This window comes from Sphingopyxis sp. BSN-002, assembly GCF_022024275.1.
Lineage (GTDB): Bacteria > Pseudomonadota > Alphaproteobacteria > Sphingomonadales > Sphingomonadaceae > Sphingopyxis.
Window position 1 is genome coordinate 1,337,049 of the sequence record NZ_CP091804.1, and the last position, 13,444, is coordinate 1,350,492.

Sequence of the window (13,444 nt, forward strand, 5' to 3'; positions counted from 1 at the left end):
TTAGCAGCTCTTGTACTTCCAGTTGCGATCCTTGCCCTCGGCGACCTGCGCGACGATCGTTTCGATGCGTTTTGCGCGCGTTTCCTCGCGCTTCGCCTCGAGCACCCATTCGATATAGTCGCGGCGTTTGCCGGGCGAGAAAGCATCCCAATGGCCCTGCGCCGCGGCATTGGCTTTCAGCGCCGAGCCGAGGTCGGCGGGCAGATCGAGCGTCGGCTTCGGTGCCGCCTTCGGCCGCTTCGGCTTGCCCTCGGCACAGAGCGCTGCGGCCTTTCCGATCCAGTCCGCCATCTGCTTGTCCGACGGCAGGTCGGCAAGCGTCGCGAGGCGCCCCATGCTGCCCATCGCTCCGGTATCGCGCGGCGATCCCGTGACTTCCTCGTCACGCCAGAAGCCGAAGGTCGCATGTTCCTTGAACGCCGCCATGCCGGCGAGATTCTGCCCGTTGATCACGAAATGCGGCACGCCCCATTTCAGTGTTTCTTCGCTGCCTGGCGCGTGTTTGTGCACCAGCTCGCGGAGGTGATTGAGGATCGGCTGCGCGAAGGGCTGACGCTTTGCGATATAGGCGTCGACGCGCGGGTCGCGGCTCATCCCGCGTGCCTTGCCGCGACGAGATAGTTGAGCGCCTCGCTGCCGCCCAATTTGAAGCCCTTCGCCGGCGACGGCGACAGGCCGGTGCGGTCGATCACCTGCAACCCCGCCTCTTCCATCAGGCCGGTCAGCTCTTCGGGTTTCAGAAACTGATCCCAGTCGTGCGTCCCGCGCGGCACCGCGCCGATCCGCTCGGCCGCTTCGACAAGCAGCAGCTTCGACAGCGCGGTCCGGTTCGGGGTCGACAGGATCATCAGCCCTCCGGGCGCGAGCCGCGCCGCGAGTTCAGCAATAAAGGCCGCAGGATCGGTCACATGCTCGACCACCTCCATCGACGTGACGAGGTCGAAGGTCGCCGCGGGCAAAGCCGCAAGTTCGCCGGCATGATAATGGATCGCCAGCCCCTGCCCCGCCGCATGATCGCGTGCCGCCGCAATATTCTCCGGGGCCGCATCGACCCCGGTCACCTTCGCACCCATGCGCGCCAGCGGCTCGGCCAGCAGCCCCGCGCCGCAACCGACGTCGATCGCGCTGCGCCCCGACAGCGGATAACGCTCGCGCGCATCGACATGCCAATGCGCATCGATCCGGTCACGGATATAGGCCAGTCGCACCGGGTTCAGCTTGTGCAGCATCGCCGACGATCCATGCGGATCCCACCAGTCGGCGGCGAGTGCGCCGAAATGGGCGGCTTCATTCGGATTGATCGTCGCGGCACTCATGCCGCTCGATGTGGCACTCTGCCATCATTGGCGCAAGAAATTCTATCCTGCGCATACGAAGCCGGTCTTGCCATCGCCCTCCCCCTTCCGTAACGACGCGAGCGCCGCGGAAATGCTTGGAAAAGTTGCGGCCGAAACCAGTTCAGGAAAGCGGGGCGAGATGGCGCGGATCGTGATGAAATTCGGGGGCACGTCGATGGCGGGCACCGAGCGGATTCGCACTGTGGCGAAGCTCGTCGCGCGCGAAGTGGCGAACGGCAACGAGGTCGCGGTCGTCGTGTCGGCGATGGCGGGCGAGACCGACCGGCTTGTCAATTTCTGCCGCGAGGCGAACCCGCGCTACGACCCCGCCGAATATGACGTCGTCGTCGCAGCCGGCGAGCAGGTCACGTCGGGGCTGCTTGCGCTGACGCTGCAGGCCATGGGCGTTCCCGCACGCAGCTGGCTCGGCTGGCAGCTCCCGATCCGTACCGAGGAAGCGCACGCGCGCGCGCGCATCCTCGACATCGACACCGGCGGTCTGCTCGCGGCGATGGGCCGCGGCGAAGTGGCGGTGATCCCGGGCTTCCAGGGCATGATGGATGACGGCCGCGTCTCGACGCTCGGTCGCGGCGGATCGGACACCAGCGCGGTCGCGGTGGCCGCGGCAGTGAAGGCCGACCGCTGCGACATCTACACCGACGTCGACGGCGTCTATACGACCGACCCGCGCATCGTCGCGCGCGCGCGCAAGCTCGATTATGTCACCTATGAGGAAATGCTCGAACTCGCGAGCGTCGGCGCCAAGGTGCTCCAGACCCGCTCGGTCGGGCTGGCGATGAAGATGGGCGTGCGCGTGCAGGTGCTCTCCAGCTTCGTCGAGGGCGACGAGGCTCCGAAAAAAGGCACGATGATCGTCAGCGACGAGGAAATAGAGGAACATCAGATGGAACGGCAGCTGATCACCGGCATCGCCCACGACAAGAATGAAGCGAAGATCATCGTCACGCGCGTGCCCGACAAGCCGGGCGCGGTCGCGAACATCTTCGGCCCGCTCGCCGCCGCGGGCATCAACGTCGACATGATCATCCAGAATGTCGGCCGCGAAAAGGGCGAGACCGACGTGACCTTTACCGTCCCGGGCACCGACCTGCTCCGCTCGATCGACCTGCTCGAAGGCGCGAAGGACAAGATCGGGTTCAACCGCATCATCAGCGACGACAAGGTCGCGAAGATCAGCGTCGTCGGCGTCGGCATGAAGAGCCACGCGGGCGTTGCGAGCACGATGTTCCGCGCGCTCGCCGATCGCGGGATCAACATCCAGGCGATCTCGACCAGCGAGATCAAGGTCAGCGTCCTGATCGACGAGGACGAAACCGAACTCGCGGTGCGCGTGCTGCACACCGCCTACGGGCTCGACGCCGACTGATCGTCAGATAACGATCGAATTGTCTTCGTAGATCGGCTTGCGCTCGCACTGCCGTTCGGCGTCGCGCGCTTTCTGGCGCAGGGCTTCGAGCAGTTCTTCATACGGCGCGGCCGTCGCCCTGACGCGAACCAGATCGAACTGGCCGAAACCGTAACGCCGCTTGAGCGACGGCACCTTGCGGAAGGGCGGCCGCTGTACCTGCCATGACATACGGTCCAGGCCGGCCCCATGCGCCATCAGACTGCTCAGCGGAAACGAGAAATAAGCCGTCTGCTTCTCGTTGCTCCAGCCATCGACGACCGAGCTCAGATCAAACTGCGTTCCGCGTTCGAGATGAAGGAGCGTATATTCGGGCATCGCCTGTTCGGATCGCAGGCGGAAAACGAGCTTTGCGTCCGGCCACGCCGGAAACGCCATCGGCCCCTGCCCGTCATATGCCATCTGCCACCAGCTCAGTTTCCACCACGCCTTGCCGATATGCGACCAGCGCTCGGTCGATTTTTCCTCGGCATAGACCTTGGGATTGCTGTCGACCGGCATTTCGCCGAGTTCGGCCTTGAAATCGCGATACGCGCCATCTTCGCCGACGCCGAGCTCGCCGCGCAGTTGCTGATCGCCGACGGCAACCGACGCCGTGCAGGCATAATAATGGCCGACGATAGACAGCTCTTCCTGCTGCGCCGGCGCGGGGGCAGCCCCGAGCGCAAGCGACACCGCAAGCATCTGTTTCATAAGCCCCTCCCGTCCGCATGCTTATCATGCGCCGGCGCGGGAGACACGGCTATTCGGCGACGGCCGGCTGCAATCCGCCCCCGCGGCGGCGCAGCCGGTTCCGGCCGATGACGTGCACCACCGCGATGTGGACCGCGAACAGCCCGAATTTGGACGACAGCGGGAATATCCCGACGAACAGCGGCCACCACTGGGTGAAGAAAACCGCGACGATCAGGTTCAGCGCGGCGCTCAGGAACATCAGCGCCGCCCAGATCATGCCAAAGCGGTCCATGACGTCGCCGACCAGCGCTTTCTGTTCGGGCGGGATATAGCGGTCGAGCCAGCCGCGGCGCAGCATCACCGTCCCGACGATCAGATAGACGATCGTAGGCTTTGCCATCACGAAGCGCGGATCGCCGGTCATGAGCGTCGCGGCAGCGGTGAGCAGCACCGACGCAAGGCTGATCCATTGCAGCGCCGCGACCTTCTTGCCGCGCGCCAGTTCGTAACCGACGACGGCAACGGCCACCGCGGTGCCGGCAACGGTGGCGACGACGATGTCGGCGCCGAGCGCGAGCAGCACCGCAAAGACGATGATGCCCAGCGAGTCGAAGATCATTGGTCCAATGGCGTAAAGCAGCGTCTTCATCCGCCCGTCCTTTCGCGACTCAATGTTACTGTCGTAAACATTGATGGCGGAGCGAGGCCGGGTCAAGATAAAATTTACATCGTTAACATGGCCGCGCCGAAGCGACGCGCCGTCACGATCAATCGCGCAGGCGCACCTTCGCCGTCACGGACAGGCCGGGCCGGAGCTGCGCGAGCGCCGGCTGCCCCGGATTGAGCCGGATGCGTACGCCGACGCGCTGGACGATCTTGGTGAAATTGCCCGACCCGGGCTCGAAGGGCAGCAGCGTGAACTCGCTTCCCGACCCCGGCGCGAGGCTCTCGACCGTGCCGCTCAGCGTCTCGCCGAGCGCGTCGACATAGACTTCGGCCTTCTGCCCCGGCCGCATCTCGCGCGTCTGCGTTTCCTTGAAATTGGCGGTCACATAGATCGACTTCACCGGCACGACCGTCAGCACGCGCGAGCCCGGCTGGACATAGTCGCCGACCTGAATGCGGCGGTTGCCGACGACCCCGTCGATCGGCGCGACGATCAGCGTATGCCCGCGGTCAAGCTTCGCAAGCGCGAGCGCTGCGCGCGCCTTGGCGGCGTTTGCCTCGGCCGCCTGGATCTGTGCCGCAAGAACCGGACCCTTTGCGCGCGTCACCGCGGCCGCCTCGATGCTGGCGCCGAGGTCGGCGCGCGAGCGCTGCGCCGCCGAAGCCGCGCTCACCGCATTGGCCGAAACCTGCTCGGCATCGCGGCGCGGCACGAAACCGTCGACCAGCAGCGCGTCGTAGCGCTTCCGGTCGGCGGCGGCGCGCACATATTCGGCGTCGGCCGCTGCAATCTGGGTGTTCATCGAACGCACATGCGCCGCCGCAAGCTTCTGTTCGGCGCCAAGCGATGCGAGCGTCGCGCGCGCCGTCGCGACCTGCGCATCGGCGTCCGCCACCGCGGCCTCGGCCGCCATCACGCGCGAGTCATAGTCGCGCACGTCGATGCGGACGAGCGGATCGCCCGCCTTCACGACCTGATTGTCCTTCACCAGCACCGCGGTGACGAGTCCGCCGACGCGCGGCGCGACCTCGCTCGAATCGGCCTGCAGATAAGCATTGTCGGTCGACTCGACGCTCTTCGGCGCAATCAGCCACCAGATGCCGAGCGCCGCCACGGCGAGCGCGATCAGGCCGATCTTCCATGCCTTCCTCGGCAGGGCGAGGCGGCGACGGACGGGTGCTTCGGCCGACGCATCGGCGGCGATGGCGGTCTGCGCGTTCATTGGCTCAGCACCAGCAAGGTCGAGGTCGCAGTCGCATAGAGGCGTCCGGCTTCGTCAGTCAGCCTCGCCTCGACATAGGCGACGCGGCGCCCGATCGAGATGACATGGCCTTCGGCGCGGACCTTGCCCGTCTTCTCGGTCATCGCTTTCAGATAGGATGTCTTGAGTTCGAGCGTGGTCATCGCCTGATCCTCGGCGAGTTTGGTCACCACGGCGATCCCGCACGCCGAATCGAGCAGCGTCGCGGCATAGCCGCCATGCACGGTGCCCATCGGATTATAATGCTCGGGGCCCGGTACCCCCTCGAACGCCGCCCAGCCGTCACCCGCATCGACGAGCTGAAAGCCCATCGTGTGTCCGATCGGCGGGCGACCTCCGCTCGCGATCAGCCCGCGCACCTTCGCAAGCGTCATTGCACCGTCTCCAGACCATAGCGGGCGACGATGCTGGCGCGCGTGTCGGCGAGCAGCGCATCGGACAATTCCGCGTCGCCGACCGCCCGCGCAAGCGCGACCCCGCCCACGAGCTGTGCGAGCAGCGCATGCGCCTCGGCATCGGGGCTGGCGAAACCCAGCTGGCCCAGCGGCGCGGCAAGGCGGCTCGCTATCCCGACCACCCCCGCACCGAAGCGCTCGCGCGTCTCGGGCTTTGATCGCGCGAAATCGCCCGACAGCGTCGGCAGCGGACAGCCGCGATCGCGCCCGTCGCGATGCGCCGGCGAGAGGTAGAAATCGACATAGGCGCGCAGCACGGAGCGCGGATCGCCCTCAGCGTCGATCGTCGCCGAGCGCCGGCGCGCGTCGGCGAACATCGTGCCGATCGCTTCCTTCACCAGCGCATCCTTCGACGGGAAATGCGCGTAGAAGCCGCCGTGCGTCAGGCCCGCACGGGCCATGATGCCCGCAACCGCCACATTGTCCGGACCACGCTCGCGAATCTCCTTCGCCGCCTCTTTCAGGACCCGTTCGCGGGTCTCCGCCTTGTGGGCACTTGAATAGCGCACTTGTCGTCTCCTTTTATATGATACATATAATATAAAGACGACAGGACACAAGACCCATGGCCTCCATCCCGCTCTCCTCCGGGCAAAACCCCGCAAAAGACGACACGCCCTTCGACCCGGCGGCGATGCCCAACGCGCGGAAATATCTGATCTTTGCGGTGATGGCGTTCGGCCAGTTCATGGCGCTGATCGACATCCAGATCGTCGCCGCATCGCTCAACGAAGTGCAGGCGGGACTCAGCGCCGGGCCCGACGAGATCAGCTGGGTGCAGACCGCCTATCTGATGGCCGAGCTCGTGATGATACCCTTCTCGGCCTTCCTCGCTCAGGCGCTGTCGACGCGCTGGCTGTTCGCGGGATCGGCGGCGCTGTTCACCCTGTCGAGCATCGCGTGCGGGCTCGCGTGGAACATCGAATCGATGATCCTGTTCCGCGCTGTCCAGGGCTTCGTCGGCGGCGCGATGATCCCGACGGTGTTCGCGACCGGCTATATGCTCTTCCAGGGCAAGCAGCGCGCGATGATCCCCGCGATCCTCGGCATGGTATCGGTGCTCGCGCCGACGCTCGGCCCGACGGTCGGCGGCTGGATCACCGACAGTCTGGGGTGGCGCTGGGTCTTCTTCATCAACGTTCTGCCCGGCGCGATGGTGACGCTGCTGATCCTGATGCTCGTCCGCGTCGACAAGCCCAATTTGCCGATGCTCCGCCGGATCGACTGGGTCCACCTCGCCTCGATGGCGGTGTTCCTCGCAGGCCTCGAATTCGTGCTCGAGGAGGGGCCGAAGCACGACTGGTTCAGCGAACCCGAAATCGCGATCGGCGCGTGGGTGTCGTTCGTCGCCTTCGGCCTCTTCCTCGAGCGCTCTTTCCGCTCCGACGGACCGATCGTGAAGCTGTCGCCCTTCCGGGTGCCGACCTTCGTCTTTGCCTGCGTCTTCAATCTGGTGATCGGTTTCGGCCTCTATGCCAGCACCTATCTGATCCCGATCTACCTCGGCCGCGTGCAGGGATATAATGCGTCGGAGATCGGCACGACCGTGTTTATCGCCGGGATCGCGCAACTCATGGGCGTCCCGATCGCGGCCGCGCTATCGCAGAAGGTGGACCAGCGGATCGTCATCACCTTCGGGCTCGGCCTGTTCGCCGTCGGCCTTTGGATGTTCAGCTTCATGACCCCCGAATGGGGTTTCGCCGCGCTGTTCTGGCCGCAGGTCGTGCGCAGCTTTGCGATCATGCTCTGCATCGTCCCGTCGGTCGGGCTCGCGCTCGGCAATTTCGAGGGGCCCGAGCTGCGCTATGCCTCGGGCCTGTTCAACCTGATGCGCAACCTCGGCGGCGCGATCGGCATCGCGCTCGTCAACACCTGGCTCGGCGACAATATGCGCCTCCACGCGCTGCGTCTATCCGAAGCCTTGGGCCGCGGCGGCGAAGCGGCGCGCGAGGCGGCCGCCAACCTGACGCACGGCATCGGCCAATATGTCACCGACCCTGCGCTCGCGGCGCAGATGGCGAACGGCGTGCTCGGCCGGATCGTCGGACGCGAAGCGCTGACGCTCGCCTTCGACGACGTCTTCCGCCTGATGTCGTGGATATTCTTGGCGGCGCTGATCATGGTCCCGTTCTGCAAGCCGCCGCCGATCGGAGGCCCGGCCCCGACCGACGCGCATTAAACCCTAAAAAGAAGACCCGCCCCCGGGCCCATGTCCCCGGGGGCGGGTCGCGACCCGTCGTCCATTGGCCGCGCCCGGTCCCGCGGCATGATGCGGGACCGGGGCGCCGGATCAGGCGAGGTCGAAACGGTCGGCGTTCATCACCTTGGTCCAGGCCTTGACGAAATCCTTCACGAACTTCTCGCCGCTGTCGGACTGCGCATAGACCTCGCCGACGGCGCGCAGCTCGGCATTCGAGCCGAAGATCAGATCGGCGCGTGTCGCCCGCCACTTCTCGCCGCCGTCCTTGCGGTCGGTGGCGATAAATTCATCGTCGCCGTCGCCTTCGGCCTTCCAGACATTGGTCATGTCATAAAGGTTGACGAAGAAGTCGTTGGTGAGCTGACCCGACCGCTTGGTGAAATGGCCGTGCCCGCGCTCGCCATGATTGGCGCCGAGGACGCGCAAGCCCCCGATCAGCACCGTCATTTCAGGCAGCGACAGGCCGAGCAGCGAGGCGCGGTCGAGCATCATTTCCTCGACCTTCACTGCCAGCTTCTTCTTGCCGACATAGTTGCGGAAAGCGTCGGCCTCGGGCTCCATCACCTCGAAGCTTTCGGCGTCGGTCTGTTCCGCGGTCGCATCGCCGCGGCCGCCGGTGAACGGGACGGGGACGTTAAAGCCCGCGTCCTTGATCGCCTTTTCGAGCGCGACGACGCCGCCCAGCACGATCGTGTCGGCGATCGACAGAGTGCCGCGCACCCCCTCGAGCGTGTTCAGCACCTTGGCGAGCAGCGCGGGTTCGTTGACCTCCCAGTCCTTCTGCGGCGCCAGGCGGACGCGCGCGCCATTGGCGCCGCCGCGGAAGTCGGACTTGCGGAAGGTGCTCGCCGATGCCCAGGCGGTCTTGATCAGCTCGCTGACGGTCAGTCCGCTCGCGGCGATCTTGTCCTTCACCGCCGCCACTTCGGCGTCCGACGGAATGGTGCCGGCCGGAACCGGATCCTGCCAGATCAGGTCCTCGGCGGGAACCTCTGGGCCGAGGTAGCGGATCTTCGGTCCCATATCGCGGTGGCACAGCTTGAACCAGGCGCGCGCGAAGGCGTCCTTGAACGCCTCATGGTCATTGCGGAACTTCTCGCTGATCTTGCGGAACTCGGGATCGACCTTCAGCGCCATGTCGGCGGTCGTCATCATCGTCGGAACCTTGATGGACGGATCCCACGCGGCCGGGGCCATATCCTCCGGCTTCTGGTTGATCGGCTGCCACTGCTGCGCACCCGCCGGCGAGCGGACCAGCTCATACTCATAGTCGAGCAGCAGGCGGAAATAATTCTCCGACCATTCCGTCGGCGTGTTGACCCACGCCCCTTCGATGCCGCTGGTCACGGCATGTTCGCCGATGCCGCCGCTCTCGTGGCTGCTGACCCAGCCGAAGCCCTGCGCCGCCAGATCGCCGCCCGACGGCGCCGCGCCGAGCAGCGAGGCGTCGCCATTGCCATGCGCCTTGCCGAAGGTGTGGCCGCCCGCGGTCAGGGCGACGGTTTCCTCATGGTTCATCGCCATGCGGTGGAAGGTTTCCTTGATGTCGCGCGCCGACAGCAGCGGGTCGGGATTGCCGCCCGGGCCTTCCGGATTGACGTAGATCAGGCCCATCTGGATCGCGGCCAGCGGCCCTTCGATCGCGTCGAGTCCCTTGTCGGGATCGATGCGGGTCTGCACGCCTTCGTTGACCCACTTGTCCTCGCTGCCCCAATAGATGTCGCGCTCGGGCTCGAACACGTCGGCGCGGCCGCCGCCGAAGCCGAAAACCGGCCCGCCCATGCTTTCGATTGCGACATTGCCGGTCAGGATGAACAGGTCGGCCCAGCTGATCTTGTTGCCGTATTTCTGCTTGATCGGCCACAACAGGCGGCGCGCCTTGTCGAGGTTGCCGTTGTCGGGCCAGCTGTCGAGCGGCGCGAAGCGCTGCTGCCCGCTGTTAGCGCCGCCGCGGCCGTCGGCGGTGCGATAGGTGCCCGCGGCGTGCCATGCCATGCGGATGAAGAAGGGCCCGTAATGGCCATAATCCGCCGGCCACCACGGCTGGCTGTCGGTCATCAGCGCGGTCAGGTCGTCCTTCAGCGCCTGGTAATCGAGCGACTTGAACGCCGCGGCATAGTCGAAATCGTCACCCAGCGGGTTCGACGACCCGTTGGGATTGAGGATTTCGGTCGCCAGCATCTCGGGCCACCAATCCTTGTTGGTCCTGCCGAGCAGGCCGCGGACGCCGCCGGGCTGATGCACCGGGCAGCCGCCGCCGATGGGGGTCTGGTCGTTCATGCAGTCTCTCCTCTTTCTGGATGTTTTGTGATCGTGATGCGGCAGGATGACGGGCGCATGACGCAGCGGCGGCGGAGGGGCCGCAAGGGACGGTCGGCGCAGGCTAGCGTCGAGTCGATGGCGTCATCCTTTCGTTCTGACGGAGGCAGGTTACGCCGCACCTTCCCATCGACCTAAACGAATAAGCTGAATTCAGTCATCGAACGAAGCGATCAACGGCACCGGGAGCGAAAGGTGCGACGAGCCGCCCGTCGCGGCTTCGCCACGCTCCGGCGAGACGGCGCAACATCTTGATCCTGCAAGGGTTGCTGAAGGGTCGCGGCATGATGGCATGGCGCGGCAAAAGGAGATGGAAAGTGGCCAACACCCCCGACCAACAGAACCAGAAGAACACCCAGGCTGATCGCGACGAAGAGCAACGCCGCCAGCAGCAACAGCAGGGCGGCAACGACCGCCAGCAGGGTGGTCAGCGCTCCGATCAGGATCGCAACAAGAACCCGCAGCAGCGCTGATACAGGCTGCATGAGAAAGGGCCGCTCCCTCGCGGGAGCGGCCCTTTTCTTTCGTCCGCCGCGAACGGGTCAGAAGCTGACCTTGATCGTCCCGCCCCAAGTGCGCGGATCACCGGGGGTGCCGGCGATCAGGCCGACATTGCCCGGCGCGACCTGCAGCAGTTCGATATAGTTGACGTCGAACGCATTGCGGACCCATCCGAACACATCGATGCCGTCGCCGCGGAAGCCAACGCGGAAGTTGGTCAGCGCATAGCCCTTCACATCGGTATAGATCGACGGCGAAGCGTTCGAATTCCAGTGCGAACGGTAGTTGCCGTCGACGCCCAGATAGACCTGCCCTTCCTTCGCGAACAGCGTGACCGGCACGTTGGTCTCGGCGCCGTACGAGAAGGCCCACTTCGACACGCCGGGCAAGCGCTGGCCCGAAATGTCGCACTGGCGCGGGCTGAGCCCCGGAACGCCCGGCGCGCTGGGTGTCTGTGTGCCGGTGACGAAGGTACCGCCCGACAGTTCGGGCGGGCACGGCGCGCTGGTGAACTTCTTGTACTTGGCGTCGGTATAAGCGCCGTTGGCATAGGCGGTGAAACGGTCGCTGGCGCGGATCTTGAAGTCGGCTTCGATGCCCTGCGAAACGACCCTCTCCGCATTGGCCAGATAGCCGCGCACCGTGCCGAACTGACCGCCGTTCACCGTCGCCTGGAAATTCTTGATCTCGGTGCGGAACGCCGTGAGGTTGAAAGTCGCGAGGCGATTGAAGAACTGGGTCTTGAGCCCCACCTCGAAGTGATTGACCGATTCCGGCTTCACCGTGCTCGCGCTGAGCACAGGCTGGTTGTTGGTGTCGAGCGGCAGGCCGTTCTGGTTGATGCCGACCGTCTTGAAGCTCTTTGCGTAGGTCGCATAGGCAAGGACATCCGGCGCGAGCTTGTAGTTCACGTTCAGATCATAGCTGAAATTCCAGTCGCTGACCGACGGCGTCGTGAGCTGCGGCTGATAGACCCCACACTGCGCAGTGAGCACGGCATTGCCCTGCTGCGCCGCGGTGCTGCAGCTCGTGATCAGCTGACCGGTGCCCGTCGTCACGACGCGCTGATAAAAGCCTTCCTTCTTGTCGTAATTGATGCGGATACCTGGCTGGATCGTCAGCTCCGGCGTCAGCTTGTAGCTGAGCTGGCCATAGAGCGCCGCGCTGTCCGACTTCAGATATTGCGTATTGGTCGCGGTCAGGCCGTTCAGCACTTCGGGACGGTTATAGACATTGTTCGGATCGGTCGACGGCGCGAGGCTGTAGCGCGTCGCGTCGATTCCCTGCTGCTCGGTGCCCTGCGTGTCGATGCGTTGCTTGAAGCCGAACAGGCCGACGACGAAATCGAGCTTGTCGCCTTCGTAATTGTAACGGAACTCCTGGCTGTACTGATCCTGCTGCGACGGGTTCTGCGACTTGGCCACGACCGATGCGCCGGTGAAGTCGCGGTCGTTCTCGGGCTGCCAGTCCCAGAAGCGCCATGCGGTGATCGAGGTGAAAGTCCCCGGACCGACGTCCCATTTCACACGCAGCGACGCGCCGCCGATCTTGTTGCCGGCGCTCAGGCTGGCATCGATGTCGGTCAGGCGATCATAGATGTTCCGGCTCGGCACGATGTAATTGTAGTTCGGGTTGGCTGCCTGCAGCCGCGCGATGATCGCGTCATACTGACGGTTGAGAGCGCGCTGCGTCGTGCCGACGCGAACGAAAGCGGTGCCGCAGCATTCCGGATTCTGGCGGCTGTAGTCACCCGCGAGCGTGATCGAGAGATCGTCGTTGGGCTCGAACAGCAACTGGCCGCGCAGGCCCAGATTGTCCTGCTCGTTGATCCAGCGGTCGGTCCGGGTGTTGAACAACGTGCCGCGGCGGCTGGTCGTGGCGATCGCGATACGCGCGGCGACCTTGTCCGACAGCGGGCCCGAAACCGCGGCCTTCGCCTGCCGATAATTGAGATTGCCGACCGTCACTTCGGCGCGGCCCTCGAAATCGAAGGTCGGCTGGTTCGTCGTGATGTTGATCGCGCCCGCGGTGGTGTTCTTGCCATAGAGCGTGCCCTGCGGCCCGCGCAGCACCTCGACCTGGTCGACGTCGAGGAAGTCGAAGGTCGCAGCGGCGACGCGCGAGTTATAGACGTCGTCGACATAGATGCCGACGCCCTGCTCAAAGCCGTCGCTGGTGAGACCAAAGGGCACGCCGAGACCGCGGATGTTGACCGAAGTATTGCGCGGGTTCGACGTATAGACCTGCAAGGTCGGGGCGAGCTGCTGCAGCTTCACGACGTTGAAATTGCCCGTCGCCTCGATCGAATCGCCGCGGATCACCGAGATCGCCACGGGCACTTCCTGCGCGGTTTCCTGACGACGGCGGGCGGTAACGATGATCACGTCGCCCCGGCTGACATCGTCGTCGACCTGATCGGACGCATCGGCAGTGCCGGTCGAGGTCGCCGCGGCATCGCCGGCTGCCGTTTCCTCGGCAAAGGCAGGCGCGGCGCCGAGCGCCAAGAGCAGGGATAGCGTAAGCGCCGATGCCGGGACGCGGCGGCGAGCGGAGGGGTATTTCGCGGTCATGACAATTTTCCTGTTGCTTTGAAGTTGCACGAA

General features: G+C 65.2%; 12 protein-coding genes. 3 read left to right on the forward strand and 9 right to left on the reverse strand.

All coding sequences use genetic code 11. The annotated features are described in order from the left end of the window. Positions 1–594, reverse strand: a complete 594-nt coding sequence (locus L7H23_RS06615) for a YdeI/OmpD-associated family protein (RefSeq protein ID WP_237838556.1) — start codon at positions 592–594, stop codon at positions 1–3. Further along, a complete protein-coding gene (gene ubiG, locus L7H23_RS06620; protein WP_237838557.1) occupies positions 591–1,316 on the reverse strand; it encodes a bifunctional 2-polyprenyl-6-hydroxyphenol methylase/3-demethylubiquinol 3-O-methyltransferase UbiG in 726 nt (241 codons plus the stop codon). The genes L7H23_RS06615 and ubiG overlap by 4 nt, the downstream gene beginning before the upstream one ends. A gap of 160 nt (positions 1,317–1,476) precedes the next feature. On the opposite strand from ubiG, the gene L7H23_RS06625 reads away from it, so the two are divergent. Then, on the forward strand, positions 1,477–2,724 hold the full coding sequence (locus L7H23_RS06625) for an aspartate kinase (RefSeq protein WP_237838558.1): 1,248 nt from the start codon (positions 1,477–1,479) through the stop codon (positions 2,722–2,724). A 3-nt stretch (positions 2,725–2,727) separates the two neighbouring features. Here the strand turns inward: L7H23_RS06625 and L7H23_RS06630 are convergent, their stop codons facing one another. The 5 genes from L7H23_RS06630 to L7H23_RS06650 form a co-directional block, all read right to left on the reverse strand. Then, positions 2,728–3,456 (reverse strand): hypothetical protein, encoded by a 729-nt coding sequence (locus L7H23_RS06630; RefSeq protein WP_237838559.1) that lies wholly within the window; start codon positions 3,454–3,456, stop codon positions 2,728–2,730. A gap of 49 nt (positions 3,457–3,505) precedes the next feature. Further along, positions 3,506–4,087 carry a septation protein IspZ gene (locus tag L7H23_RS06635; RefSeq protein ID WP_237838560.1) on the reverse strand — a complete coding sequence of 194 codons (582 nt, stop codon included), beginning with the start codon at positions 4,085–4,087 and terminating at the stop codon, positions 3,506–3,508. 118 nt (positions 4,088–4,205) lie between these two features. Further along, positions 4,206–5,327 (reverse strand): HlyD family secretion protein, encoded by a 1,122-nt coding sequence (locus tag L7H23_RS06640; protein ID WP_237838561.1) that lies wholly within the window; start codon positions 5,325–5,327, stop codon positions 4,206–4,208. Continuing rightward, on the reverse strand, positions 5,324–5,740 hold the full coding sequence (locus L7H23_RS06645; protein WP_237838562.1) for a PaaI family thioesterase: 417 nt from the start codon (positions 5,738–5,740) through the stop codon (positions 5,324–5,326). Before L7H23_RS06645 ends, L7H23_RS06640 begins: the two co-directional genes overlap by 4 nt. Next, positions 5,737–6,330 (reverse strand): TetR/AcrR family transcriptional regulator, encoded by a 594-nt coding sequence (locus L7H23_RS06650; protein ID WP_237838563.1) that lies wholly within the window; start codon positions 6,328–6,330, stop codon positions 5,737–5,739. The genes L7H23_RS06645 and L7H23_RS06650 overlap by 4 nt, the downstream gene beginning before the upstream one ends. A 56-nt stretch (positions 6,331–6,386) precedes the next feature. On the opposite strand from L7H23_RS06650, the gene L7H23_RS06655 reads away from it, so the two are divergent. Next, the gene (locus L7H23_RS06655; RefSeq protein WP_237838564.1) at positions 6,387–8,000 is read left to right on the forward strand and encodes a DHA2 family efflux MFS transporter permease subunit; all 1,614 of its coding nucleotides are present in this window, start codon (positions 6,387–6,389) and stop codon (positions 7,998–8,000) included. A 111-nt stretch (positions 8,001–8,111) separates the two neighbouring features. Here L7H23_RS06655 and katG read toward each other — a convergent pair whose 3' ends face one another. Next, complete coding sequence (gene katG, locus L7H23_RS06660) at positions 8,112–10,301, reverse strand: catalase/peroxidase HPI (RefSeq protein ID WP_237838565.1); 2,190 nt, start codon at positions 10,299–10,301, stop codon at positions 8,112–8,114. Between the two features lie 356 nt (positions 10,302–10,657). Between katG and L7H23_RS06665 the strand changes: the two genes are divergently transcribed. Continuing rightward, entirely contained in the window at positions 10,658–10,813 is a 156-nt protein-coding gene (locus L7H23_RS06665; protein WP_237838566.1) for a hypothetical protein, read from the forward strand. 69 nt (positions 10,814–10,882) lie between these two features. Here the strand turns inward: L7H23_RS06665 and L7H23_RS06670 are convergent, their stop codons facing one another. Then, complete coding sequence (locus L7H23_RS06670) at positions 10,883–13,411, reverse strand: TonB-dependent receptor (RefSeq protein ID WP_237838567.1); 2,529 nt, start codon at positions 13,409–13,411, stop codon at positions 10,883–10,885. Positions 13,412–13,444: the final 33 nt, after the last annotated feature.

Excerpts from the sequence above, each read along its gene's own strand:
- L7H23_RS06625 (WP_237838558.1), top strand. The coding sequence starts at position 1,477 with ATGGCGCGGATCGTGATGAAATTCGGGGGCACGTCGATGGCGGGCACC.
- L7H23_RS06615 (WP_237838556.1), bottom strand. The coding sequence starts at position 594 with ATGAGCCGCGACCCGCGCGTCGACGCCTATATCGCAAAGCGTCAGCCC.
- L7H23_RS06670 (WP_237838567.1), bottom strand. The coding sequence starts at position 13,411 with ATGACCGCGAAATACCCCTCCGCTCGCCGCCGCGTCCCGGCATCGGCG.
- L7H23_RS06635 (WP_237838560.1), bottom strand. The coding sequence starts at position 4,087 with ATGAAGACGCTGCTTTACGCCATTGGACCAATGATCTTCGACTCGCTG.
- L7H23_RS06645 (WP_237838562.1), bottom strand. The coding sequence starts at position 5,740 with ATGACGCTTGCGAAGGTGCGCGGGCTGATCGCGAGCGGAGGTCGCCCG.
- L7H23_RS06655 (WP_237838564.1), top strand. The coding sequence starts at position 6,387 with ATGGCCTCCATCCCGCTCTCCTCCGGGCAAAACCCCGCAAAAGACGAC.
- L7H23_RS06630 (WP_237838559.1), bottom strand. The coding sequence starts at position 3,456 with ATGAAACAGATGCTTGCGGTGTCGCTTGCGCTCGGGGCTGCCCCCGCG.
- ubiG (WP_237838557.1), bottom strand. The coding sequence starts at position 1,316 with ATGAGTGCCGCGACGATCAATCCGAATGAAGCCGCCCATTTCGGCGCA.
- katG (WP_237838565.1), bottom strand. The coding sequence starts at position 10,301 with ATGAACGACCAGACCCCCATCGGCGGCGGCTGCCCGGTGCATCAGCCC.
- L7H23_RS06640 (WP_237838561.1), bottom strand. The coding sequence starts at position 5,327 with ATGAACGCGCAGACCGCCATCGCCGCCGATGCGTCGGCCGAAGCACCC.